The 24,923-nt window shown below is 58.0% G+C and carries 22 protein-coding genes; all 22 read left to right on the forward strand.

Annotated features, from left to right (window positions below):
* Positions 1 to 32: 32 nt before the first annotated feature.
* The 22 genes from mnmE (at position 33) to MO767_RS03395 (ending at position 24,923) form a co-directional block, all read left to right on the forward strand.
* Positions 33 to 1,403 carry a tRNA uridine-5-carboxymethylaminomethyl(34) synthesis GTPase MnmE gene (mnmE, locus tag MO767_RS03290; protein ID WP_033059689.1) on the forward strand — a complete coding sequence of 457 codons (1,371 nt, stop codon included), beginning with the start codon at positions 33 to 35 and terminating at the stop codon, positions 1,401 to 1,403.
* 551 nt (positions 1,404 to 1,954) lie between these two features.
* Complete coding sequence (gene mnmG / locus MO767_RS03295; RefSeq protein ID WP_282479398.1) at positions 1,955 to 3,847, forward strand: tRNA uridine-5-carboxymethylaminomethyl(34) synthesis enzyme MnmG; 1,893 nt, start codon at positions 1,955 to 1,957, stop codon at positions 3,845 to 3,847.
* Complete coding sequence (gene rsmG, locus MO767_RS03300) at positions 3,844 to 4,488, forward strand: 16S rRNA (guanine(527)-N(7))-methyltransferase RsmG (protein ID WP_282479399.1); 645 nt, start codon at positions 3,844 to 3,846, stop codon at positions 4,486 to 4,488. Before mnmG ends, rsmG begins: the two co-directional genes overlap by 4 nt.
* 18 nt (positions 4,489 to 4,506) lie before the next feature.
* On the forward strand, positions 4,507 to 5,304 hold the full coding sequence (locus tag MO767_RS03305) for a ParA family protein (protein WP_008155709.1): 798 nt from the start codon (positions 4,507 to 4,509) through the stop codon (positions 5,302 to 5,304).
* A gap of 9 nt (positions 5,305 to 5,313) precedes the next feature.
* Positions 5,314 to 6,186 carry a ParB/RepB/Spo0J family partition protein gene (locus MO767_RS03310; RefSeq protein WP_077748853.1) on the forward strand — a complete coding sequence of 291 codons (873 nt, stop codon included), beginning with the start codon at positions 5,314 to 5,316 and terminating at the stop codon, positions 6,184 to 6,186.
* A gap of 148 nt (positions 6,187 to 6,334) precedes the next feature.
* Positions 6,335 to 6,742, forward strand: coding sequence for a F0F1 ATP synthase subunit I (locus MO767_RS03315; RefSeq protein WP_007948092.1), 408 nt, complete (start codon positions 6,335 to 6,337; stop codon positions 6,740 to 6,742).
* A gap of 16 nt (positions 6,743 to 6,758) precedes the next feature.
* Entirely contained in the window at positions 6,759 to 7,628 is an 870-nt protein-coding gene (atpB, locus tag MO767_RS03320; RefSeq protein WP_282479400.1) for a F0F1 ATP synthase subunit A, read from the forward strand.
* A gap of 133 nt (positions 7,629 to 7,761) precedes the next feature.
* Positions 7,762 to 8,019 carry a F0F1 ATP synthase subunit C gene (gene atpE / locus MO767_RS03325; protein ID WP_002555987.1) on the forward strand — a complete coding sequence of 86 codons (258 nt, stop codon included), beginning with the start codon at positions 7,762 to 7,764 and terminating at the stop codon, positions 8,017 to 8,019.
* A 56-nt stretch (positions 8,020 to 8,075) separates the two neighbouring features.
* Complete coding sequence (locus MO767_RS03330; RefSeq protein ID WP_046044927.1) at positions 8,076 to 8,546, forward strand: F0F1 ATP synthase subunit B; 471 nt, start codon at positions 8,076 to 8,078, stop codon at positions 8,544 to 8,546.
* Positions 8,547 to 8,558: 12 nt separating this feature from the next.
* Positions 8,559 to 9,095 (forward strand): F0F1 ATP synthase subunit delta, encoded by a 537-nt coding sequence (locus tag MO767_RS03335; RefSeq protein ID WP_033059683.1) that lies wholly within the window; start codon positions 8,559 to 8,561, stop codon positions 9,093 to 9,095.
* A 21-nt stretch (positions 9,096 to 9,116) separates the two neighbouring features.
* On the forward strand, positions 9,117 to 10,661 hold the full coding sequence (gene atpA / locus MO767_RS03340) for a F0F1 ATP synthase subunit alpha (protein ID WP_033059681.1): 1,545 nt from the start codon (positions 9,117 to 9,119) through the stop codon (positions 10,659 to 10,661).
* A gap of 50 nt (positions 10,662 to 10,711) precedes the next feature.
* Complete coding sequence (gene atpG / locus MO767_RS03345) at positions 10,712 to 11,572, forward strand: F0F1 ATP synthase subunit gamma (RefSeq protein ID WP_282479401.1); 861 nt, start codon at positions 10,712 to 10,714, stop codon at positions 11,570 to 11,572.
* 27 nt (positions 11,573 to 11,599) lie between these two features.
* Positions 11,600 to 12,979, forward strand: a complete 1,380-nt coding sequence (gene atpD / locus MO767_RS03350) for a F0F1 ATP synthase subunit beta (RefSeq protein WP_056738513.1) — start codon at positions 11,600 to 11,602, stop codon at positions 12,977 to 12,979.
* 45 nt (positions 12,980 to 13,024) lie between these two features.
* The gene (locus MO767_RS03355; protein ID WP_008155716.1) at positions 13,025 to 13,450 is read left to right on the forward strand and encodes a F0F1 ATP synthase subunit epsilon; all 426 of its coding nucleotides are present in this window, start codon (positions 13,025 to 13,027) and stop codon (positions 13,448 to 13,450) included.
* Positions 13,451 to 13,566: 116 nt separating this feature from the next.
* A complete protein-coding gene (gene glmU / locus MO767_RS03360) occupies positions 13,567 to 14,934 on the forward strand; it encodes a bifunctional UDP-N-acetylglucosamine diphosphorylase/glucosamine-1-phosphate N-acetyltransferase GlmU (RefSeq protein WP_282479402.1) in 1,368 nt (455 codons plus the stop codon).
* A gap of 199 nt (positions 14,935 to 15,133) precedes the next feature.
* Positions 15,134 to 15,913, forward strand: coding sequence for a DeoR family transcriptional regulator (locus MO767_RS03365; RefSeq protein WP_282479615.1), 780 nt, complete (start codon positions 15,134 to 15,136; stop codon positions 15,911 to 15,913).
* Position 15,914: 1 nt separating this feature from the next.
* Positions 15,915 to 17,747: a glutamine--fructose-6-phosphate transaminase (isomerizing) gene (gene glmS / locus MO767_RS03370; RefSeq protein ID WP_282479403.1), complete on the forward strand. Its 1,833-nt coding sequence runs from the start codon at positions 15,915 to 15,917 to the stop codon at positions 17,745 to 17,747.
* A gap of 78 nt (positions 17,748 to 17,825) precedes the next feature.
* On the forward strand, positions 17,826 to 18,728 hold the full coding sequence (locus MO767_RS03375) for a LysR family transcriptional regulator (protein WP_282479404.1): 903 nt from the start codon (positions 17,826 to 17,828) through the stop codon (positions 18,726 to 18,728).
* Positions 18,729 to 18,857: 129 nt separating this feature from the next.
* Positions 18,858 to 19,484 (forward strand): glutathione S-transferase, encoded by a 627-nt coding sequence (locus tag MO767_RS03380; protein WP_282479405.1) that lies wholly within the window; start codon positions 18,858 to 18,860, stop codon positions 19,482 to 19,484.
* Between the two features lie 63 nt (positions 19,485 to 19,547).
* A complete protein-coding gene (locus MO767_RS03385; protein ID WP_282479406.1) occupies positions 19,548 to 21,578 on the forward strand; it encodes a pyridoxamine 5'-phosphate oxidase family protein in 2,031 nt (676 codons plus the stop codon).
* Positions 21,579 to 21,628: 50 nt separating this feature from the next.
* Positions 21,629 to 22,822 carry a DUF3142 domain-containing protein gene (locus MO767_RS03390; protein WP_282479407.1) on the forward strand — a complete coding sequence of 398 codons (1,194 nt, stop codon included), beginning with the start codon at positions 21,629 to 21,631 and terminating at the stop codon, positions 22,820 to 22,822.
* Positions 22,809 to 24,923, forward strand: coding sequence for a hypothetical protein (locus tag MO767_RS03395; RefSeq protein ID WP_282479408.1), 2,115 nt, complete (start codon positions 22,809 to 22,811; stop codon positions 24,921 to 24,923). Before MO767_RS03390 ends, MO767_RS03395 begins: the two co-directional genes overlap by 14 nt.

Here is a 24,923-nt window from a genome sequence, read left to right on the forward strand (position 1 = left end):
GCTATCTGTCACTTTTGTCTGGATAACGGTTTATGAGCGTTCCTCGTGAAACCATCGCCGCCGTCGCCACCGCTCAAGGTCGCGGCGGTGTGGGCATCGTCCGTATTTCCGGGCCGCTGGCGAGTGTTGCGGCCAAGGCTTTCAGCGGTCGTGAACTCAAGCCAAGGTTTGCCCACTACGGCCCGTTCCTCAGTGAAAACGATGAGGTGCTGGATCAAGGCATCGCCCTGTATTTTCCCGGCCCGAACTCATTTACCGGCGAAGATGTGCTGGAGCTCCAGGGCCACGGTGGTCCCATAGTTCTGGATATGCTGCTCAAGCGTTGCCTGGAATTGGGCTGTCGGTTAGCCCGGCCGGGTGAATTCAGCGAGCGCGCGTTCCTCAACGACAAACTCGACCTGGCTCAGGCCGAGGCCATCGCTGACTTGATCGAGGCGAGTTCTGCACAGGCTGCACGAAATGCCCTGCGTTCCTTGCAAGGCGCATTTTCCGAGCGTGTGCATAACCTCACAGAGCAACTGATTGGCCTGCGCATCTATGTCGAAGCGGCGATCGACTTCCCTGAAGAAGAAATCGACTTCCTCGCCGATGGTCACGTATTGAGCATGCTCGACAAAGTACGTGACGAGTTATCCACCGTACTACGGGAAGCCGGACAGGGTGCCTTGCTGCGTGACGGGATGACCGTGGTGATCGCCGGCCGGCCGAATGCCGGTAAATCCAGCCTGCTGAATGCATTGGCCGGTCGTGAAGCCGCTATCGTCACCGAGATTGCCGGCACCACCCGGGATATTCTTCGTGAACATATCCACATCGATGGTATGCCGCTGCATGTGGTCGACACTGCAGGCCTGCGAGATACCGACGACCAGGTAGAAAAAATCGGTGTCGAACGGGCACTGAAAGCAATCGGCGAGGCTGATCGAGTCCTGTTGGTCGTCGATGCTACGGCTCCTGAGGCACTTGATCCGTTCGCGTTATGGCCTGAATTTCTGGAAATCCGTCCGGATCCGGCGAAAGTCACGCTGATCCGAAACAAGGCTGACCTCACTGGCGAAGCCATTGCCCTGGAAGTCAGCGAAGATGGCCACGTCACCATCAGCCTGAGCGCCAAATCTGCAGGTGAAGGGCTGGAATTGCTGCGCGACCACCTCAAGGCCTGCATGGGCTACGAACAGACCTCGGAAAGCAGCTTCAGTGCTCGCAGGCGTCACCTTGAAGCGTTGCGTCACGCCAGTGCTTCCCTTGAGCACGGCCGTGCACAGCTGACACTGGCGGGTGCCGGTGAACTGTTAGCCGAGGATTTGCGACAAGCCCAACACGCGTTGGGTGAAATCACTGGTGCATTCAGCTCCGATGACCTGCTGGGACGGATCTTTTCCAGCTTCTGTATCGGTAAATAATCTTCCCCGTTGTCCACAGACAGGCCATTCGTGCCTGTCTGCTCCCTCCTTTTCTTGAATTCTCTTCCTGTGCTGAGCAGATTCTTTCTGCTTGAGCGGATTTCCCGTGCCCTGGATTTGCTTATTCGGCAGTTTTCTGTGGATTAAGCCCTGTGAATAACTGCCTCTAAGGGCAGTTGATAACAGGGCCTCAAAACTGAAGATAACCGCCCCTGTGGATAAGCACCCCTTTAATCCACAGGCTTAAACAGGTTATCCAAGGGCCTCCTTGGCACATGACCACAGGGTTTTGAATCTCTGTACACATTGAATATAAAGGCCTGTAGAGATCTATCCACAGAAACGTGCCTCAGTAGAAATAAACATAAAAACAAAGATTTAATAAATTTCTTTCTTTTTAATTTCTATAACCGCGACTTCTCCACAGCTGGTTAAATTTTGTGCAAAGGGTTCTTTAGGAAGGGCGAAGTCCCTATACTTGCCGGCCAGGTCCAAAAACCTGAGCTCAAACTATTCCTGATTACCTAACTGAAGCAGGCACGAGGTGCGTGGTGGATTTCCCTTCCCGTTTTGAAGTGATCGTCATCGGCGGCGGTCATGCCGGTACCGAGGCAGCACTGGCCTCAGCACGAATAGGTGCAAAAACCCTGTTGCTGACGCATAACGTGGAAACCCTCGGTGCCATGAGTTGCAACCCCGCTATCGGTGGGATCGGCAAAAGCCATCTGGTCAAGGAAATCGATGCCCTCGGCGGCGCGATGGCCATGGCTACCGATAAAGGTGGTATTCAATTTCGCGTATTGAACAGCCGCAAAGGCCCGGCCGTGCGGGCAACCCGCGCTCAGGCTGACCGGGTTCTGTACAAGGCCGCTGTCCGCGAAATCCTCGAAAACCAGCCGAACCTGTGGATATTTCAACAGGCCGCCGACGACCTGATCGTCGAGCAGGAACAAGTGCGCGGTGTTGTCACCCAAATGGGCCTGCGTTTCTTCGCGGATTCCGTGGTGTTGACCACTGGCACCTTCCTCGGTGGACTTATCCACATCGGCTTGCAGAATTTTTCCGGTGGCCGTGCCGGTGATCCGCCGTCGATCGCCCTGGCTCACCGTTTGCGTGAATTGCCATTGCGCGTGGGTCGCCTGAAAACCGGCACACCACCGCGTATCGACGGTCGTACTGTGGATTTCTCGGTGATGACCGAGCAAGCCGGCGATACACCGATCCCGGTGATGTCGTTCATGGGTTCCAAAGAGCAGCATCCGAAACAGGTCAGTTGCTGGATTACCCACACCAACGCACGTACCCACGAAATCATTGCCGCCAACCTTGATCGTTCGCCGATGTATTCCGGTGTGATCGAAGGGATCGGCCCGCGTTACTGCCCGTCGATCGAAGACAAGATCCATCGCTTTGCCGACAAGGATAGCCATCAGGTCTTCATCGAACCCGAAGGCCTGACGACCAACGAGCTGTACCCGAACGGGATATCCACATCCCTGCCATTCGACGTGCAACTGCAGATCGTGCAATCGATCCGCGGTATGGAAAACGCGCACATCGTTCGCCCGGGCTACGCCATCGAATACGACTACTTCGACCCGCGTGACCTGAAGTACAACCTGGAAACAAAAGTCATCGGCGGTCTGTTCTTCGCCGGGCAAATCAACGGCACTACCGGGTACGAAGAAGCCGGCGCCCAGGGTTTGCTGGCCGGGGCCAACGCCGCACTACGTGCTCAGGGCAAAGACGCCTGGTGTCCGCGTCGCGACGAGGCGTACATCGGAGTGTTGGTCGACGACCTGATTACCCTGGGTACCCAGGAACCGTATCGGATGTTCACGTCCCGCGCCGAATACCGCCTGATCCTGCGCGAAGACAACGCCGACCTGCGCTTGACCGAAAAAGGTCGCGAACTGGGTCTGGTGGATGACGCGCGTTGGGCTGCGTTCTGCACCAAACGCGAGAGCATCACGCTGGAAGAGCAACGCATGAAAAGTACCTGGGTTCGCCCGGGCACCGAGCAAGGCGATGCGATTTCCGAGAAGTTCGGCACGCCGCTGACCCACGAATACAACTTGCTCAACCTGCTGAGCCGTCCGGAAATCGACTACGTTGGTCTGATTGCCGTGACCGGCGGCGGCGCAGAAGATCCACAAGTCGCCGAGCAGGTCGAAATCAAGACCAAATACGCCGGTTACATCGATCGTCAGCAGGATGAAATCGCTCGTCTGCGGGCCAGCGAAGACACAAAACTGCCTGTGGATATCGATTACACGAATATTTCCGGTCTCTCCAAAGAGATCCAGAGCAAACTCGGTGCGACCCGTCCGGAGACCTTGGGCCAGGCGTCGCGTATCCCGGGTGTGACGCCGGCAGCGATTTCGCTGTTGATGATTCATTTGAAAAAACGCGGCGCGGGCCGTCAGTTGGAGCAAAGCGCTTGAGTTCGTTGGTCACCTCGCAACACGCAGAAGAGTTATCCACAGGTGCTCGCCAGCTCGGTGTCACGCTGACAGAAACCCAGCATGCTCAGCTGCTGGGTTATCTGGCCCTGTTGATCAAATGGAACAAGGCTTACAACCTGACCGCCGTGCGCGATCCGGATGAAATGGTTTCCCGTCACTTGCTCGATAGTTTGAGCGTGATGTCATTCGTCGAAAACGGTCGCTGGCTGGACGTCGGCAGCGGTGGCGGCATGCCAGGTATTCCGTTGGCCATCCTGTTTCCAGAGTCCCAAGTGACCTGCCTGGACAGCAACGGCAAGAAAACCCGTTTCCTGACCCAGGTCAAACTCGAACTCAAACTGTATAACCTGCAAGTTATCCACAGTCGCGTCGAAGCTTTTCAGCCTGATCAGCCATTCAACGGGATCATTTCCCGGGCGTTCAGCAGCATGGAGAACTTCAGCAACTGGACTCGCCACCTCGGCGACACCGAAACACGTTGGCTGGCAATGAAGGGCGTTCATCCCGCCGATGAGCTGGTAGCATTGCCGGCAGACTTCCACCTCGATAGCGAACACGCCCTGGCCGTACCCGGTTGCCAAGGCCAACGCCATCTGCTGATACTGCGCCGCACGGCATGATTGGGAACACAAGCAAGAATGGCTAAGGTATTCGCGATAGCGAACCAAAAGGGTGGTGTGGGCAAGACCACCACCTGTATCAACCTCGCAGCTTCCCTGGTCGCTACCAAGCGCCGGGTGCTGTTGATCGATCTCGATCCACAAGGCAACGCCACCATGGGTAGCGGTGTGGATAAACACGGCCTGGAAAACTCGGTCTACGACCTGCTGATCGGCGAATGCGATCTGGCCCAGGCCATGCACTATTCCGAGCATGGTGGTTACCAACTGCTGCCGGCCAACCGCGACCTGACCGCGGCCGAAGTGGTTCTGCTGGAAATGCAGATGAAGGAAAGCCGCCTGCGCAGTGCGTTGGCGCCGATCCGTGAAAACTACGATTACATTTTGATCGACTGTCCGCCGTCGTTGTCGATGCTCACGCTTAACGCACTGGTTGCGGCTGACGGGGTGATTATCCCCATGCAGTGCGAGTACTTCGCGCTCGAAGGTTTGAGCGACCTTGTGGATAACATCAAGCGCATCGCTGAGTTGCTGAACCCGAACCTGAAAGTCGAAGGCCTGTTGCGGACCATGTATGACCCGCGCCTGAGCCTGATGAACGATGTTTCGGCGCAGCTCAAGGAACACTTCGGCGAGCAGCTCTATGACACGGTGATTCCGCGCAACATTCGCCTGGCCGAAGCACCAAGCTATGGCATGCCAGCGCTGGCGTACGACAAATCATCGCGGGGCGCCATTGCCTATCTGGCATTGGCGGGCGAGATGGTTCGTCGTCAACGCAAAAACTCACGCACTGCCGCTGCTCAGGCAACTTAAGGAATCCCCATGGCCGTCAAGAAACGAGGTCTCGGACGTGGACTGGATGCACTGCTGAGTGGTCCGACTGTCAGCTCGCTGGAAGAACAAGCGGTGCAGGCTGATCAGCGCGAACTGCAGCACCTGCCCCTGGACCTGATTCAGCGCGGCAAGTACCAGCCGCGCCGGGATATGGATCCTCAGGCGCTGGAAGAGCTGGCGCAGTCGATCAAGGCTCAGGGCGTGATGCAGCCGATCGTGGTTCGTCCGATCGGCAGCGGCCGATTCGAAATCATCGCCGGCGAACGCCGTTGGCGCGCCAGTCAGCAGGCTGGGCAGGAAACCATACCGGCAATGGTTCGCGATGTACCGGATGAAACTGCGATCGCCATGGCCCTGATTGAGAACATCCAGCGCGAAGACCTCAATCCGATTGAAGAAGCGGTGGCTTTGCAGCGTTTGCAGCAGGAATTCCAGCTGACGCAGCAACAAGTGGCCGAAGCCGTGGGCAAATCCCGCGTGACCGTGGCCAACCTGCTACGCTTGATCGCGTTGCCGGAAGTCATCAAAACCATGCTATCCCACGGCGACCTGGAAATGGGTCATGCCCGTGCTTTGCTCGGTTTACCGGAAAATCAACAGGTTGAAGGGGCGCGACACGTTGTCGCACGGGGGCTGACTGTACGCCAGACTGAAGCACTGGTTCGCCAGTGGTTGAGTGGTAAACAGGAACCTGCTGAACCGGTAAAGCAGGACCCGGATATTGCTCGACTCGAACAGCGTCTGGCTGAGCGCCTAGGCTCTGCGGTGCAGATCCGCCACGGTAAAAAGGGGAAGGGGCAGTTGGTGATCGGTTACAACTCCCTCGATGAGCTTCAAGGTGTGCTTGCACACATTCGTTGAAACATTTCCTCATGTAGCGTGCAGTCGGAAATCACTACCTGACAGTTGAATAGGGGCAGAACCGCCCCTATACTCTGCGCGCATTTTGTCGGCACAAATTATGCCAAGTTATTGAATTCTGGCAGCCGATCATTGGGGAGCAAAAACGATGGAGAGCCGCACGCCAAACCGCTTGCCGTTCCATCGCCTGGCAGTTTTTCCGGTCTTGCTGGCTCAATTTGTCGTTTTGGTACTAGCCGCTTTGGCGCTCTGGTACTGGCATGGAGTCGTAGCCGGGTACTCAGGACTCTGCGGAGGCCTGATAGCCTTGCTGCCCAATGTTTATTTCGCTCACAGGGCATTTCGGTTTTCCGGCGCCCGAGCAGCTCAAGCCATCGTCCGGTCTTTTTATGCCGGCGAGGCGGGCAAACTAATTTTGACGGCAGTGCTCTTTGCATTGACGTTTGCAGGTGTGAAGCCATTGGCGCCGCTAGCTGTATTCGGCGTCTTCGTGTTGACCCAACTGGTCAGCTGGTTCGCGCCCCTGCTGATGAGAACAAGACTTTCGAGACCTTAGGGCGTTTGAGGCAACCATGGCAGAGACAACCGCTTCGGGCTATATCCAGCACCACTTGCAAAACCTGACCTTCGGTCAGCACCCAACTGGCGGGTGGGGTTTTGCCCACACCGCAGCAGAAGCCAAAGAAATGGGCTTCTGGGCTTTCCACGTCGATACTCTCGGCTGGTCGGTCGCGTTGGGTCTGATCTTCGTTCTTCTTTTCCGCATGGCGGCAAAGAAAGCGACTTCCGGTCAGCCTGGTGCTTTGCAGAACTTCGTTGAAGTATTGGTCGAATTCGTCGATGGCAGCGTGAAAGACAGCTTCCATGGCCGTAGCCCGGTGATTGCACCGTTGGCACTGACCATCTTCGTCTGGGTCTTCCTGATGAACGCCGTCGACCTGATACCAGTCGACTGGATTCCTCACCTGGCCGTCCTGATCACTGGCGATTCGCACATTCCGTTCCGTGCCGTATCGACCACTGACCCGAACGCTACCCTGGGCATGGCCCTGTCGGTGTTCGCGTTGATCATTTTCTACAGCATCAAGGTCAAGGGCATCGGCGGTTTCATCGGCGAACTGACCCTGCACCCTTTCGGCAGCAAGAACATCCTCGTTCAAGCCCTGCTGATCCCGGTGAACTTCCTGCTGGAGTTCGTAACACTGATCGCCAAGCCAATCTCTCTGGCACTGCGTCTGTTCGGCAACATGTACGCCGGCGAACTGGTCTTCATTCTGATCGCTGTGATGTTCGGCAGCGGTCTGCTCTGGCTTAGCGGCCTGGGCGTAGTTCTGCAGTGGGCGTGGGCTGTGTTCCACATCCTGATCATTACCCTGCAGGCGTTTATCTTCATGATGCTGACCATCGTTTACCTGTCGATGGCGCACGAAGAGAACCATTAAGACCAGTCTCGACTGGTCTGATGTCCCACTCGGTCAAACGAGTGGGTGCCCGAACAGGGCTATGAAACGATTTGTTTTACCGCTTTAAAATCTAAAAAACCTAAACCATACGACGTAAAAGTCGGGAGGAAAGATGGAAACTGTAGTTGGTCTAACCGCTATCGCTGTTGCACTGTTGATCGGCCTGGGCGCACTGGGTACCGCAATTGGTTTCGGCCTGTTGGGCGGCAAGTTCCTGGAAGGCGCAGCGCGTCAACCAGAAATGGTTCCAATGCTGCAAGTCAAAATGTTCATCGTTGCCGGTCTGCTCGACGCCGTAACCATGATCGGTGTTGGTATCGCTCTGTTCTTCACCTTCGCGAACCCATTCGTTGGTCAACTCGCTGGCTAATTGCTCGAACCTTCGAGTAATTGGTGTGATGTGCAACGAACGAGCGAGGTGTTGGCGTGAACATTAATGCAACCCTGATTGGCCAGTCCGTTGCGTTCTTCATTTTTGTACTGTTTTGCATGAAGTTCGTGTGGCCTCCGGTCATCGCGGCTTTGCACGAACGTCAGAAGAAGATCGCGGATGGACTGGATGCTGCCAGCCGAGCAGCTCGCGACCTGGAGTTGGCCCAAGAGAAAGCGGGTCATCAACTGCGCGAAGCAAAAGCTCAGGCAGCTGAAATCATTGAGCAAGCCAAGAAACGCGGTAATCAGATCGTCGATGAGGCCGTTGAAAAAGCCCGTATCGACGCTGACCGTGTGAAGGTTCAGGCTCAGGCCGAGATCGAGCAGGAACTGAACAGTGTCAAAGACGCGCTGCGTGCCCAATTGGGTGCTCTGGCCGTTGGCGGCGCCGAGAAGATCCTGGGTGCCACAATCGATCAAAACGCGCACGCGGAGCTGGTAAACAAACTGGCTGCTGAAATTTAAGCGAGGGCGATCATGGCAGAATTGACCACGTTGGCCCGACCTTACGCTAAGGCAGCCTTCGAGCACGCCCAGGCCCACCAGCAACTGGCCTCTTGGTCAGCCATGCTCGGCCTGGCTGCAGCAGTGTCGCAAGACGACACCATGCAGCGCGTGCTCAAGGCCCCGCGACTGACGAGCGCAAACAAGGCCACCACGTTTATTGACGTGTGTGGCGACAAGTTCGATGCCAAGGCACAGAATTTCATTCACGTCGTTGCCGAAAACGACCGTCTCCCGCTTTTGCCGGAGATCGCCGCTCTGTTTGACCTGTACAAGGCCGAACAAGAGAAATCGGTAGACGTGGACGTAACCAGTGCTTTTGCATTGAACCAAGAACAGCAAGACAAACTCGCCAAGGTTCTCAGTGCACGGCTCGGCCGGGAAGTGCGACTGCACGCTGCGGAGGATGCCACCCTTATTGGTGGTGTCATCATCCGCGCCGGCGACCTGGTAATCGATGGCTCGATTCGCGGCAAACTCGCGAACCTTGCCGAAGCATTGAAATCTTGAGTTTGAAGGGGCAGCAGAGCAATGCAGCAACTCAATCCTTCCGAAATAAGTGAAATTATCAAGGGCCGCATCGACAAGCTCGATGTGACCTCCCAAGCCCGTAACGAAGGCACTGTCGTCAGCGTATCTGACGGTATCGTGCGGATTCACGGTCTGGCCGACGTAATGTACGGCGAGATGATCGAGTTTCCGGGCGGCGTCTTCGGTATGGCTCTCAACCTGGAGCAAGACTCTGTAGGTGCCGTTGTATTGGGCTCTTACCAGTCTCTGGCTGAAGGCATGAGCGCCAAGTGCACTGGCCGCATCCTCGAAGTTCCGGTTGGTAAGGAACTGCTGGGTCGCGTAGTCGATGCACTGGGTAACCCAGTTGACGGCAAAGGTCCGCTGAACAACACCGAGACCGATGCGGTCGAGAAAGTTGCTCCAGGCGTGATCTGGCGTAAGTCGGTAGACCAGCCTGTACAGACTGGCTACAAGGCTGTCGATGCCATGATTCCTGTCGGCCGTGGCCAGCGTGAGCTGATCATCGGCGACCGTCAGATCGGTAAAACCGCTCTGGCGATCGACGCGATCATCAACCAGAAAAACAGCGGTATTTTCTGCGTCTACGTAGCGATCGGTCAGAAACAATCGACCATCGCTAACGTGGTTCGCAAACTGGAAGAAAACGGCGCACTGGCTAACACCATCGTCGTTGCCGCGAGCGCTTCGGAATCTGCAGCACTGCAGTTCCTGGCACCGTACTCCGGTTGCACCATGGGTGAATTCTTCCGCGACCGCGGTGAAGACGCGCTGATCGTTTATGACGATCTGTCCAAGCAAGCAGTGGCTTACCGCCAGATTTCCCTGCTGCTGCGCCGTCCACCAGGCCGTGAAGCTTACCCAGGCGACGTGTTCTATCTCCACTCCCGTCTGCTGGAGCGCGCATCCCGCGTTTCGGAAGAATACGTAGAGAAGTTCACCAACGGCGCAGTGACCGGCAAAACCGGTTCCCTGACCGCACTGCCGATCATCGAAACCCAGGCTGGCGACGTTTCCGCGTTCGTTCCGACCAACGTGATTTCCATCACCGACGGTCAGATCTTCCTGGAATCGGCCATGTTCAACTCCGGGATCCGTCCTGCTGTGAACGCCGGTGTTTCGGTATCCCGTGTGGGTGGTGCCGCTCAGACCAAGATCATCAAGAAGCTCTCCGGTGGTATCCGTACCGCTCTGGCTCAGTACCGTGAACTGGCGGCATTCGCCCAGTTCGCTTCTGACCTGGACGAAGCGACCCGTAAGCAACTTGAGCATGGTCAGCGCGTTACCGAGCTGATGAAGCAGAAGCAATACGCACCAATGTCGATCGCTGACATGGCGCTGTCGCTGTATGCCGCTGAGCGTGGGTTCCTGACTGACGTTGAAATCGCCAAGATCGGCAGCTTCGAACAAGCGCTGATTGCTTTCTTCAACCGCGATCACGCCGAATTGATGGCGAAGATCAACGTGAAGGGTGACTTCAATGACGAAATCGACGCTGGCATGAAAGCCGGTATCGAGAAGTTCAAGGCCACCCAAACCTGGTAAGCCGCAGCGGGAGCCGCAAGGCTCCCGCTTGCTAACCTGATAGGTGTTACATGGCAGGCGCAAAAGAGATTCGCAGTAAGATTGCGAGCATCAAAAGCACGCAAAAGATTACCAGCGCCATGGAAAAAGTGGCGGTCAGCAAAATGCGCAAGGCACAAATGCGTATGTCTGCTAGCCGTCCTTACGCGGAGCGCATCCGCCAGGTTATTGGTCATTTGGCCAACGCTAACCCGGAATATCGCCACCCCTTCATGATCGAGCGTGAAATCAAGCGCGTCGGTTATGTCGTAGTGAGCAGTGACCGTGGTCTGTGTGGTGGCTTGAACACCAACCTGTTCAAGGCCCTGGTCAAGGACATGGCGGTAAACCGCGAAAACGGCGTCGAGATCGATCTGTGTGTTGTTGGTAGCAAGGGTGCGGCTTTCTTCCGCAACTTCGGCGGTAACGTCGTTGCAGCTATCAGCCACCTGGGTGAAGAGCCGTCGATCAATGATCTGATTGGCAGCGTCAAGGTGATGCTGGATGCCTACCTGGACGGCCGTATTGATCGCCTGTCCGTGGTGTCCAACAAGTTCATCAACACCATGACGCAACAGCCTACTGTGGAGCAGTTGATTCCACTGGAGGCAACCCCGGATCAAGCGCTCAAGCACCACTGGGACTATCTCTACGAACCGGATGCCAAAGAGCTGCTTGACGGCTTGATGGTCCGTTACGTTGAGTCGCAGGTCTACCAGGCGGTGGTCGAGAACAACGCGGCTGAACAAGCTGCGCGGATGATCGCGATGAAGAACGCTACCGACAACGCCGGTGATTTGATCAGCGATTTGCAGCTGGTCTACAACAAGGCGCGTCAGGCTGCGATCACCCAAGAGATCTCGGAAATCGTCGGCGGCGCTGCCGCGGTTTAACGGTTCAAATATTCAGAGGATCCAGCTATGAGTAGCGGACGTATCGTTCAAATCATCGGCGCCGTTATCGACGTGGAATTTCCACGCGACAGCGTACCGAGCATCTATAACGCGCTGTTGGTACAAAGCGCGGCAGGGACCACTCTGGAAGTTCAGCAACAGCTGGGCGACGGCGTGGTTCGTACCATTGCGATGGGTTCCACCGAAGGCTTGAAGCGCGGTCTGGAAGTCAAAGACTCCGGCGCAGCCATCTCCGTACCGGTCGGTAAAGCGACCCTGGGCCGGATCATGGACGTACTGGGCAACCCGATCGACGAAGCTGGCCCGATTGACACCGAAGAGCGCTGGGGCATTCACCGTCCTGCGCCAACCTTCGCTGAACAAGCTGGCGGCAACGACCTGCTGGAAACCGGCATCAAGGTTATCGACCTGGTTTGCCCGTTCGCCAAGGGTGGTAAAGTCGGTCTGTTCGGTGGTGCCGGTGTAGGCAAAACCGTAAACATGATGGAACTGATCCGTAACATCGCCATCGAGCACAGCGGTTATTCCGTGTTCGCCGGTGTGGGTGAGCGTACTCGTGAGGGTAACGACTTCTACCACGAGATGAAGGATTCCAACGTTCTGGACAAAGTGGCACTGGTTTACGGTCAGATGAACGAGCCGCCGGGTAACCGTCTGCGCGTAGCACTGACCGGCCTGACCATGGCCGAGAAGTTCCGTGACGAAGGTAACGACGTTCTGCTGTTCGTCGACAACATCTATCGTTACACCCTGGCCGGTACTGAAGTATCCGCACTGCTGGGCCGTATGCCTTCCGCAGTAGGTTACCAGCCGACCCTGGCCGAAGAGATGGGTACTCTGCAAGAGCGTATCACTTCGACCAAAAACGGTTCGATCACCTCGATCCAAGCGGTATACGTACCTGCGGATGACTTGACTGACCCGTCGCCAGCGACCACTTTCGCCCACTTGGACGCCACCGTCGTTCTGTCCCGTGACATCGCTTCCCTGGGTATCTACCCAGCGGTCGATCCACTCGACTCGACTTCGCGCCAGCTGGACCCGAACGTAATCGGCCAGGACCACTACGACACCGCTCGCGGCGTACAGTATGTTCTGCAACGTTACAAAGAACTGAAGGACATCATTGCGATCCTGGGTATGGACGAGCTGTCGGAATCCGACAAGCAGTTGGTAAACCGTGCTCGTAAGATCCAGCGTTTCTTGTCGCAGCCGTTCTTCGTGGCTGAAGTCTTCACCGGTGCTTCGGGTAAATACGTTTCCCTGAAAGACACCATTGCTGGCTTCAAAGGCATCCTCAACGGTGACTACGACCACCTGCCAGAACAAGCGTTCTACATGGTCGGCGGCATCGAAGAAGCGATCGAGAAAGCCAAGAAACTGTAATCCCGGCGCCCGGCAACGGGCGCTAATTTAGGTTGAGGCAATCAGATGGCTATGACAGTCCATTGCGATATCGTCAGCGCGGAAGGGGAAATCTTCTCCGGCCTGGTCGAGATGGTGGTTGCGCACGGTGCACTGGGTGATCTTGGTATCGCCCTGGGTCACGCGCCGCTGATCACTAATCTCAAGCCGGGCCCGATCCGCCTGATCAAGCAGGGCGGGGAAGAGGAGGTGTATTACATCTCTGGCGGTTTCCTCGAGGTTCAGCCGAACATGGTCAAGGTACTTGCCGACACTGTGCAACGTGCTGCCGACCTGGACGAAGCCTCCGCTCAGGAAGCCGTTAAGGCTGCCGAGAAGGCCTTGCATGACCGTGGTGCAGAATTCGATTACGGTTCTGCCGCCGCACGTCTGGCCGAGGCCGCAGCTCAGCTGCGCACCGTCCAGCAGATCCGCAAGAAGTTCGGCCACTAATAGGCCACCGCTTGTTGTGCGATTGATTAAAAAGGGTAGCCTCGGCTACCCTTTTTTCTTTTTAGATATTCATAACCTGGTCGCAGCCGCTGACCACCCAGGATTGGTAGCCAGTCATGTCTTTAGAAATCGTTATCCTCGCTGCTGGTCAGGGCACTCGCATGCGTTCGGCACTGCCGAAAGTTCTGCATCCAATTGCCGGTAATTCGATGCTCGGCCATGTTATCCACAGCGCCCGGCAACTTGATCCACAGCGCATCCACGTAGTGATCGGCCATGGCGCCGATGCAGTGCGCGAGCGTCTGGCAGCTGATGATCTTAATTTCGTCCTGCAGGACAAACAGCTCGGGACTGGCCACGCCGTTGCTCAAGCGGTGCCTTTCATTCAGTCCGACACCGTCCTGATTCTTTATGGTGACGTGCCATTGATCAAAGTCGAGACCCTGCAGCGTTTGCTCAAGCAAGTAGCACCGCAGCAACTGGGTCTGTTGACAGTAGAACTGGACGACCCGACCGGCTATGGCCGCATTGTCCGCAACGCCGATGGCAAGGTGACTGCCATCGTCGAGCAGAAAGACGCCAACGAAGCCGAACGAGCGATCACTGAAGGCAACACCGGCATTCTGGCGCTGCCGTTCGCGCAATTGGCTGGCTGGATGAGCCGTCTATCGAACAACAACGCCCAGGGCGAGTATTACCTGACCGACGTGATCGCGATGGCAGTCAGCGACGGTCTGATGGTGGCCACCGAGCAACCGCATGACGCCATGGAAGTGCAGGGCGCTAACGACCGCAAGCAGCTTTCCGAGCTTGAGCGTCACTATCAGCTGCGCGCCGGTCGTCGTTTGATGGCTCAGGGCGTGACCCTGCGTGATCCGGCTCGTTTTGATGTACGCGGTGAAATCACCGTCGGCCGCGATGTGCTGATCGACATCAACGTGATCCTCGAAGGCAAGGTCATTATCGAGGACGACGTGGTGATCGGCCCGAACTGCGTGATCAAGGACAGCACCCTGCGCAAAGGTGTGGTGATCAAGGCCAACAGCCACATCGAAGGCGCGATTCTCGGCGAAGGCAGCGATGCCGGCCCGTTCGCTCGTTTGCGTCCAGGTACTGTGCTGGAAGCACGCGCCCATGTGGGTAACTTTGTTGAGTTGAAAAACGCTCACTTGGGCGAAGGCGCCAAGGCCGGTCATCTGACCTATCTGGGTGATGCCGAGATCGGCGCGCGTACCAACATCGGCGCGGGCACCATCACCTGCAACTACGACGGTGCCAATAAGTGGAAAACCGTGCTGGGTGAAGATGTGTTCATCGGTTCCAACAACTCGTTGGTTGCGCCTGTGGATATCTCTTCGGGTGCGACCACGGCGGCGGGTTCGACCATTACGCAGAATGTGGATAACGCGCAGTTGGCCGTGGGTCGTGCGCGGCAGAAGAATATCGATGGCTGGAAGCGGCCTGAGAAAATCAAGAAGGGTTGAGTTATCCACAGATTGAAAGATCAAAAGATCGCAGCCTTCGGCAGCTCCTACAGAGTGAACACGAATTCCCTGTAGGAGTTGCCGAAGGCAGCGATCTTTTTATGGGTTATCCACAGGTCTTTTTATCGCCCCACGCTTGACGAAGTTTCACCAATAGGTTTTGATTGCTTTCGTTATCTTTCGAATCGAAACTTACCAAATCATGTCGAAACGCAATACACCTCAGCGCCGTCACAACATCCTTGCCTTGCTCAATGAGCAGGGCGAAGTCAGTGTAGATGAGCTGGCCAAGCGCTTCGAAACGTCGGAAGTTACTATCCGCAAGGATCTCGCGGCGCTTGAGACCAATGGTTTGCTGCTGCGCCGTTATGGCGGAGCGATTACCCTGCCTCAAGAGCTGGTGGCCGACCTTGGTCAACCGGTGTCCAAATACAAGCAGGCCATCGCCTGCGCTGCCGTCACACGGATTCGTGAGCATGCGCGAATCATCATCGACAGCGGCAGCACCACGGCGGCGATGATTCCGGAGCTCGGCCAGCAGCCGGGCCTGGTCGTGATGACCAACTCCCTGCATGTTGCCAATGCCTTGAGCGAGCTTGAGCATGAGCCGGTACTGTTGATGACCGGCGGCACCTGGGACCCGCATTCCGAATCCTTTCAGGGGCAGGTGGCCGAGCAGGTACTACGCTCTTACGATTTCGACCAGTTGTTCATCGGTGCCGACGGCATCGACCTAGTTCGCGGTACCACCACCTTCAACGAACTGCTGGGACTGAGCCGGGTCATGGCTGAAGTCGCCCGGGAAGTGGTTGTCATGGTGGAGGCCGACAAGATCGGCCGCAAGATTCCCAACCTGGAACTGCCCTGGAGCAGCGTCCATACCCTTATTACCGATGATCGCCTGCCGCTTGAGGCACGGGATCAGATTCAGGCCCGCGGAATCAACTTGATCCTCGCGGCTGTCAGTCAGGAGAAATAGCATGTGTGGAATTGTCGGCGCAGTTGCAGAACGTAATATCACCGCCATCCTGCTCGAAGGCCTGAAGCGCCTTGAATATCGTGGCTATGACAGTGCCGGTGTAGCGGTCTACACCAATGACCAAAAGCTTGAGCGCCTGCGTCGCCCGGGCAAGGTCAGTGAATTGGAACTGGCGCTGGCCGAAGAACCGCTGGTCGGCCGCCTGGGTATCGCCCACACCCGCTGGGCCACTCACGGTGCGCCGTGCGAGCGCAACGCTCACCCGCATTTCTCCGGTGATCTGGCGGTGGTGCACAACGGCATCATCGAGAACCACGAAGCCCTGCGTGAGCAATTGAAAGCCTTGGGCTACGTGTTCACCTCGGACACCGACACCGAAGTCATTGCCCACCTGTTGAACCACAAACTCAAGGATCTGCCTGATCTGACCGTGGCCCTGAAGGCTACTGTCAAAGAGCTGCACGGTGCTTACGGTTTGGCGGTTATCAGCGCTCAGCAACCGGATCGTCTGGTCGCCGCCCGCAGCGGCAGCCCACTGGTCATCGGTCTGGGTATGGGTGAAAACTTCCTGGCTTCCGATCAGTTGGCCCTGCGTCAGGTCACTGACCGCTTCATGTACCTGGAAGAAGGCGATATCGCCGAAATTAGCCGCGACAGCGTGCAGATCTGGGACTTGAGCGGCCAAGTGGTCGAACGTGAGTCGGTGCAGTACCGCGATGGCGCCGAAGCCGCAGACAAGGGCGAATTCCGCCACTTCATGCTCAAGGAAATTCACGAGCAACCGGCCGTGGTGCAGCGCACCCTGGAAGGTCGCATTAGCCAGAATCAAGTGCTGGTGCAAGCGTTCGGTCCACAGGCTGCCGAGCTGTTCGCCAAAGTGCGTAACGTGCAGATTGTCGCGTGCGGCACCAGTTACCACGCCGGCATGGTTGCCCGTTACTGGCTCGAAGAACTGGCCGGCATCCCGTGCCAAGTCGAAGTCGCCAGCGAATTCCGCTACCGCAAGGTAGTGGTGCAGGCCGACACCCTGTTCGTGACCATCTCCCAGTCCGGCGAAACCGCTGACACCCTGGCTGCCCTGCGTAACGCCAAAGAGTTGGGTTACCTCGCCAGCCTGGCGATTTGCAACGTCGGCATCAGCTCATTGGTGCGTGAATCCGATCTGACTCTGCTGACTCAGGCCGGTCGCGAAATCGGCGTGGCCTCGACCAAAGCCTTTACCACTCAGTTGGTCGGTCTGCTGTTGCTGACCCTGTCCTTGGGCCAGGTTCACGGCACGTTGGCCAAAGGCGTCGAAGCCACATTGGTTGAAGAGCTGCGTCGCCTGCCAACCCGCCTCGGCGAAGCCCTGGCCATGGACGGTACCGTCGAAAAAATCGCCGAGCTGTTCGCCGAGAAAAACCACACCCTGTTCCTCGGTCGTGGCGCGCAATTCCCGGTGGCAATGGAAGGGGCGCTCAAGCTCAAGGAAATCTCCTACATCCACGCCGAAGCCTATCCGGCCGGCGAGTTGAAACACGGCCCGTTGGCGCTTGTGGATAACGACATGCCGGTGGTTACCGTGGCACCGAACAACGAGCTGCTGGAGAAGTTGAAATCCAACCTCCAGGAAGTCCGCGCCCGTGGTGGCGAGCTGATCGTCTTCGCAGACGAGCAGGCCGGCATGACCAATGGCGAAGGCACTCATGTTGTGCAAATGCCGCACATCCACGACATCCTGTCGCCGATCCTCTACACCATTCCGCTGCAGTTGCTCTCGTATTACGTTGCCGTGTTGAAGGGCACCGACGTTGACCAGCCGCGTAACCTGGCGAAGTCGGTGACGGTGGAATAAGTTATCCACAGGTGATGGAAACATTAAAAATCGCAGCCTACGGTTGCGATTTTTTTTATCTGAATTGAGGACACGCCCATGGACCGATTCCAGGAAATGCAAGTCTTCGCTGCCGTCGCCCAAGACCAAGGCTTCTCGGCGGCGGCGCGGCGTTTGGGCCTGTCGGCAGCCAGCGTGACTCGCGCAGTGGCAGCGTTGGAGAAACGCATTGGCACGTTGCTGCTGACGCGAACCACCCGCAGTGTGCATTTGAGCGAGGCGGGTCAGCGTTATCTGGAAGACTGTCGGAGGATTCTCGCCGAGGTGCAGGAAGCTGAGGACTCGGCGGCGGGCAGCCACACCCAACCGCGTGGGCAATTGACGATTACTGCGCCGGTGTTGTTCGGTGAGCTGTTTGTCACGCCCGTGATGGTGAATTATCTGACGCAGTTTCCTGAAGTCAGCATCAATGGGTTGCTGGTCGACCGCGTAGTCAGCATGGTCGAGGAGGGCATCGATGTTGCCGTGCGGATCGGTGAGTTACCCGACAGTAATCAGCACGCGATTCGCGTGGGTGAGGTTCGGCGGGTGGTATGCGGCTCGCCGGACTTTCTGACGGCCCGTGGTCGACCTCGGCATCCACATGATCTGGCTCAGGCACCAATTATTGCGACGTCCTCTATCGGTCAGTCGAGAACCTGGCCGTTCCTCGAAGGGGGAGAGCCGCTGAGTGTTCGACCAGCACCGCGGCTGGTGGTGACGGCGAATCAGGCGGCCATTACGGCGGCATGCCTGGGTTTGGGGTTTACCCGGGTTCTGTCTTATCAGGTCGCGAGCAAAGTCGCCTCCGGTGAGCTGGAAATCGTCCTGGCTGACTTCGAACTGCCGCCCTTGCCTATCCACGTGGTCTATCAGGGAGGGCGCAAGGCCCCTGCGCGGATTCGCAGTTTTGTGGATTTTGCGGTGAGCGCGCTGCGTGAGCATCCGTCCTTGCAGGCGTGAGATTATTTCTTTGGCTGAAATAATGGATTGCGTTTGCTGGTTATTCTGTTGTTTTGGTTGCGGGTGGAAGATAGCTCCCCATCGGTGCTGAACACTGTTCAACAGCGCCACTACCCAGCGGAGTCGACCATGCAAGCGATCAAACTCTACAACTTCCCACGTTCCGGCCACGCTCACCGTGTGGAACTGATGCTGTCCCTGCTGCAACTGCCGACCGAGCTGATATTTGTCGACCTGGCCAAGGGCGCGCACAAACAGCCGGATTTCCTTGCACTCAACTCATTTGGTCAGGTTCCGGTCCTTGATGATCAAGGTGTCGTGTTGGCTGACTCCAATGCGATTCTGGTCTACCTGGCACAGAAATATGGCAATGGACGCTGGCTGCCAACCGATCCAGTCGGCGCGGCCAAGGTTCAGCGCTGGTTGTCGATTGCCGCTGGGCCGATTGCCTTTGGCCCCGCCAGAGCCAGGCTGATCACGGTGTTTGGTGCGGCTTACAACGCAGAAGAAGTGATCGCTTATTCCCACACCGTGCTCAAAGTGATCGATCAGGAACTGGCAGCAACGCCGTATCTGGCTGGCGCCGAGCCAACCATTGCCGACGTTTCGGCCTACAGCTACATCGCCCACGCACCGGAAGGCAACGTGTCCCTGGAGGACTACGCCAACATCCGCGCCTGGCTGGCGCGGATCGAAGCCTTGCCAGGGTTTGTCGGCATGCCGCGCACCGTTGCCGGTCTGCAAAAAACTGCCTGATGCTTACGGCCCGACACTGTCGGGTCGTTCACACTGCGCCAATGGCGCAGGGGAGAAGTCGTTGTGGACCGTTCACCTTGGCACGCTGGCGAGAAACAGTTGCAGGCTCATGTGGGCATTGCCGAAAGAATGGAGGTGCTCGGTCGTAAGGTGATTCGCAGCGAGATGCCGGATCAGCACCGCACGTTCTATGAGCAATTGCCGTTCATGTTGTACGGCGCAGTGGATGCCGACGGAAATCCCTGGGCCAGTATTCTTGAAGGGCCACCGGGTTTCGCTCACTCGCCCGAGCCGGGAGCATTGCAATTTCGCAGCCTGCCGGGCGCTGATGATCCGGCGCAATTGACGGAGGGCGCGGCGATCGGCTTGCTGGGGATCGAACTGCACACCCGCCGCCGCAATCGTCTCAACGGCCGAGTCGGCGCGGTGAAGGCGAGCGGCTTCGATGTGGCCGTTGAGCAGTCTTTCGGCAATTGCCCGCAATACATCCAATTGCGGCAGTTTCGCTCGGTACCGTTGGCGGATCCGTCGACTCGCATCGCGCAACACCTCAACGGGCTGGATGAGGCGGCCAAAACCCTGATCGCGGGAGCCGATACGTTCTTTGTCGCCAGTTACGTGGACGTCGATGGCCAACGTTCGGTGGACGTTTCTCACCGCGGCGGTCAGGCCGGTTTCGTACAAGTAGAAGGCAATCGCCTGACCATTCCGGATTTCGCCGGCAACTTGTTTTTCAACACCTTGGGCAACCTGCTGCTCAATCCTCGGGCCGGTTTGCTGTTTATCGATTTCAATTCGGGAGACCTGCTGCACCTCAGCGGTCGCACCGAAGTCATTCTTGAAGGCCCACAGGTCGAGGCGTTTCAAGGAGCCGAGCGCTTGTGGACATTCGAGGTGGAAAGCGTGGTGCGTCGGCCCGCCGCGCTTGCTCTGCGGTGGCGCTTCGACGGCGTGTCACCCACCAGTTTGCTGACCGGCACCTGGGAGCAGGCCAATGCCCGACTGCAAGCCCAGGCCTTGGGCGATCGTTGGCGGCCTCTGCGGGTGGCGCGCATCAAAGAGGAAAGCCACAACATCCGCTCGATCTATCTGGAGCCTGCCGATGGCGCGGGGTTGCCAGTGTTTCAGGCCGGACAGCATTTGCCGCTGCGCTTCAACATTGCCGGCGAGGTGCACATCCGCACTTACAGCCTGTCGAGTGCGCCGTCCGATGATTTTTTCCGCATCAGCGTGAAGCGTGAAGGTTTGGTGTCTTCGCACTTGCATGAACAGGTGAGCGTCGGTGATCTGTTGGAGGCTCGTGCGCCTCAGGGGCATTTCACCGTGGCACCTAATGAACGTCGGCCGCTGGTGCTTCTGGCTGCCGGTGTCGGCATCACGCCGCTGCTGTCGATGCTGCGCGAGGTGGTTTACCAAGGCCTGCGCACCCGCCGCATCCGGCCGACCTGGTTTTTCCAGAGTTCGCGCACGTTGGCCGATCAAGCGTTTCGTCCTGAACTGGATCGCTTACTCGACGGTGCTGGTGATGCGGTCAGGGTGCTGCGTCTGGTGAGTCAGCCGGAAGCCGGGGCCTTGGAGGGTGAGGATTTCGACCTGACAGGGCGGATCGACACCGCGCTGCTCAAGACCCTCCTCGAAGTGGAGGACTACGATCAGCTGGATTTTGTCCTCTGTGGTCCGGGCAGTTTTACCCAAGGGCTGTACGACGGCCTGCGGGAACTGGACATCCGCGATTCAAGGATTCACGCCGAAACCTTCGGCCCTTCGACCTTGCGCCGGGTGCCGGACCCCGACGCGGTGGTCATCGAGCAACCGCCCGCTGCTACGACCTCGGTGCCGGTGGTGTTTCAGCGCTCGGCTAAAGAGGCTCGCTGGCAACCCGACGGGGGCAGTTTGCTGGAGTTGGCGGAAAGCCGTGGATTGCGCCCAGAATTCAGTTGCCGCGGCGGTTCCTGCGGCACCTGCAAGACTCGCCTGATCAGCGGCCAGGTGAGTTATCCACAGCCGCCAGCCGAAGTGCCGGATGACGGACAAGTGCTGATTTGTTGTGCGATTCCGGCGCAGGGGTCGCAGCCTTTGGTCCTCGACCTGTAGCATTTGCCGAACGCAGCTTCTGGCCGCTGCGATAAGGGATCAGATTCGGTATGTATTTTTTCGCTCGTCTGTCGGCGTTGATTGTCGCGGTGGCGTTGCTCAACGGTTGCGAACGAGAGGACGCGCCAGCGCTCGATCAGCAACTCTACGTCTGGCAACGGCAATGGACACCGGCCCACGAAGCGGCGCTGAGGGACAGCCGCGTTGACTTTTCCACGCTGCGGGTGCTGGCCTTGCAGGCATTTCCCAAGGCGGGTTGGAGCAGGGCGCGGATTGATCCGGCGCTGCTCAAACGCGACGGTCGGCCGCTGATCGCGGTAATACGTCTCGACGGCCAACTCAAGTCGCTGGATCGGGACGAAGTCATTGTGCAGATCCAGCAGGTGCTCGGCGATTGGCAAGGGCAGGGGCTGAATCTCTCCGGCGTGGAAATCGACCACGATGCCGGTAATGCTCGGCTACCGGCCTACCGCGAATTTCTTACGCACTTGCGCGCAGTTCTGCCGGCTTCTATTGCGCTGAGTATCACCGCATTGCCGGCCTGGCTCGAAAGTCCCGAATTGCCGGCGCTGTTATCCACAGTCGACAGCAGCGTGTTGCAGGTGCACGCGGTGAGCGATCCGCGTCTTGGCTTGTTCGACCCGGATCAGGCCCGTCAATGGACCAGGGCCTGGAGCCGCATCACTTCCAAACCTTTCTATCTGGCGCTGCCGGCCTACGGTGTGGCGTTGTTGTCGGGCCGTGGTGCGCTGGTAGTGGAAAGCGAAGTGCCGATTGAGCAGGGCGGCAAACGCCGGGAATTGCTCGCCGATCCGCAGCAACTGAGCCGCCTCGGAAACGAATTGCGCAATGATCCACCGGTGCATCTGGCGGGCCTGATCTGGTTTCGTTTGCCGCTGGCCAGCGACCGCCGGGCCTGGAGCCTGACGACCCTGAGCGCCGTGGCGCGTGGCGATGCCCTCGACAGTCGACTGACGTTGAAACTCTCGGTGCAGAACGACCTCTATGACATCAGCCTCAGCAATCAGGGCAACCTCGACAGCGCCTGGCCCGAACGCCTGACACTCGTGGTGCAGGGCTGTGACGGTGCCGATGCGCTGGCCGGTTATGCATTGCAACAGAGTCCCGATCTGCTTACCTTCACCCGCCTGCGCGACGGTCAAATACCGGCCGGCGGGCAGCGCGCCGTGGGTTGGGCTCGTTGCGCACATATTGATCAAGGAGGTTCGAATGTTTACCCGTAACTGGCCCCGCCATCTGCTTTGCCTGAGCCTCAGCCTGCCGCTGGGTTCGGCGCTGGCCTGTGGGCCGGATTTCCCTATGCGTCTGCTGGACAACCGCGGCCAGTCGCTGGCGGAGCTGCCGGAAGGGAACTTCAGATTTGAAATCAGTCGCCTCGGACATGCGGTCGCCGGGCTGAAGAACGTCACCGAAACCGCCTATAACATGGATGCTCCCGACTACGCAGAACAGCGGGATAAGGCTGAGCAATCCGGTTTGACGGCTGAGCAGCAGACACTGGTGAAACAGTTACGCAGCCTGACCGATGCGCATGAGGTCGAGATTCAGGGCGCGAGCCTTCCGGCTGAGCTCACGCTTTATCTGGCCGGCGCGGTGGCATTCAATGCTGGTGATCATGGACTGGCCGCCGAGTACTTCCAGAAGGTGCTGGCATTGCCGGCGGATCAACGGGCGTTGCGCAGCACCTGGGCGGCTTACTCGTTAGGTCGGGCGCTGTTTGCCATGAGCGCGGAAGCGGACGCTGGCCCTGACCTGTTGGCTCAGTCTCGAAAGGCTTTCGAGCAGACCCGTCAGCTAAGCATCGACGGTTTCAGCGACTCTCTGGAGCTGGGTGTCGCCAGTCTCGGCGAAGAGGCCCGCGTCGCTCGCACGGCCGGCGACTGGAACCGCGCCATCGAACTCTACGCCACGCAAAACCTTCAGGGTTCGGCGGTGGGCTACACCTCGCTGAAACTGTTGGTGGCCGACCTCGCGGCGATGCCTGACGATCAATTGGCCGATTTGCTCAAGGGCAAACCGGTGCAGCAACTGGTCACGGCGTCGTTGATCAGCCGACTGGGCTGGTCATTCGGTGATCAACCGCCGAACGAATTGAAACTGATCAAACTGCTGCAAAACAGCACCCGCGGCAGCCTCGATAATGCTGATCGGCTGGCGGCGGTGAATTATCAACAGGGTGATTACGCCAGCGCCAAGGCCTTCCTCGAACACGCCGGTGATGGCGGACTGGCGTGGTGGCTGCGGGCCAAACTGGCCGTGCGCGATGGCGATAAAAACGCGGCTGCCGCAGCATATGCCAAGGCTGCCCAGGCCTTCCCACAGAATGAGTCGTGGGGTGAGCGGCGCACGCCAGACTGGGACTTCGAAACGCTTCAGCCCAAGTGTCGGGTCGAGGGTGAAAGCGCGATCCTGGCGTTGCAACGTGGGGATTACCTGCAAGCGTTCGATCAGCTTTATCGCAGTAAAGATATCTATTGGTTCGACGCCGCCACGGTCGCCGAGCGGGTGTTGACCGTCGATGAGCTTAAGCAATACGTCGACACTCAAGTGCCTGCGCCAGCGCCGCTTAGCCAGCAGGATCGCGATAACTACGTGCCATTGCCGGTGGCGGCGAAACTGCGCAATTTGCTCGGGCGGCGCTTGCTGCGCGAAGAGCGGTATGACGAAGCGCCAGCCTATTTCGATAACGCCGACTTGCAGGCGAAGGCCAAGTGGTACGGGCAGTTGCGCCACGACGCCGAATCCAAATGGTGGCCGACCAAACGGGCATTCGCCTACTACTACGCCGCGACACTGGCCCGTTTCGACGGAATGCAGTTGTTGGGCTACGAGCTGTCCCCGGATTACGCCACGTTCGGCGGCAATTACAGTCTGGAAGCGCCCGAGCTCAAGGTCGGGCCGCTGATGGCCGAGGGTGAAGTACAGCGCCAGCAAGCCACGGTGGCGCAGCCTGATGAGCGTTTCCACTACCGTTTTGTCGCCACGGCGCTGGCGAGCAAAGCCGCTGATCATCTGCCCCACAGCAGTCAGGCGTTTGCTTCTGTGCTGTGCAAGGCTTCGTCGTGGGGCTCCAGCCTGCAAGAGCAAAGCGCGTTCTACCGTCGTTATGTCGAGGAAGGTCCATATGTGGTCTGGGCCGGCGATTTTGGTCACCAATGCCATGAGCCGGACTTTCAGAACGTCGACAAGCGCTATGTGACCCAGGCCACTGATGCCGCGCGCGCGCAGCTTCGGCCTTACAAAAAACCGTTGCAGATTGGCGGTGTGATAGCGTTCACGGCAGCGGCGCTGTTGCTGATCAATCGCCGTCGCAAGACACGGTAA

The sequence above is a fragment of the Pseudomonas sp. UYIF39 genome (genome assembly GCF_029963765.1).
GTDB lineage: Bacteria > Pseudomonadota > Gammaproteobacteria > Pseudomonadales > Pseudomonadaceae > Aquipseudomonas.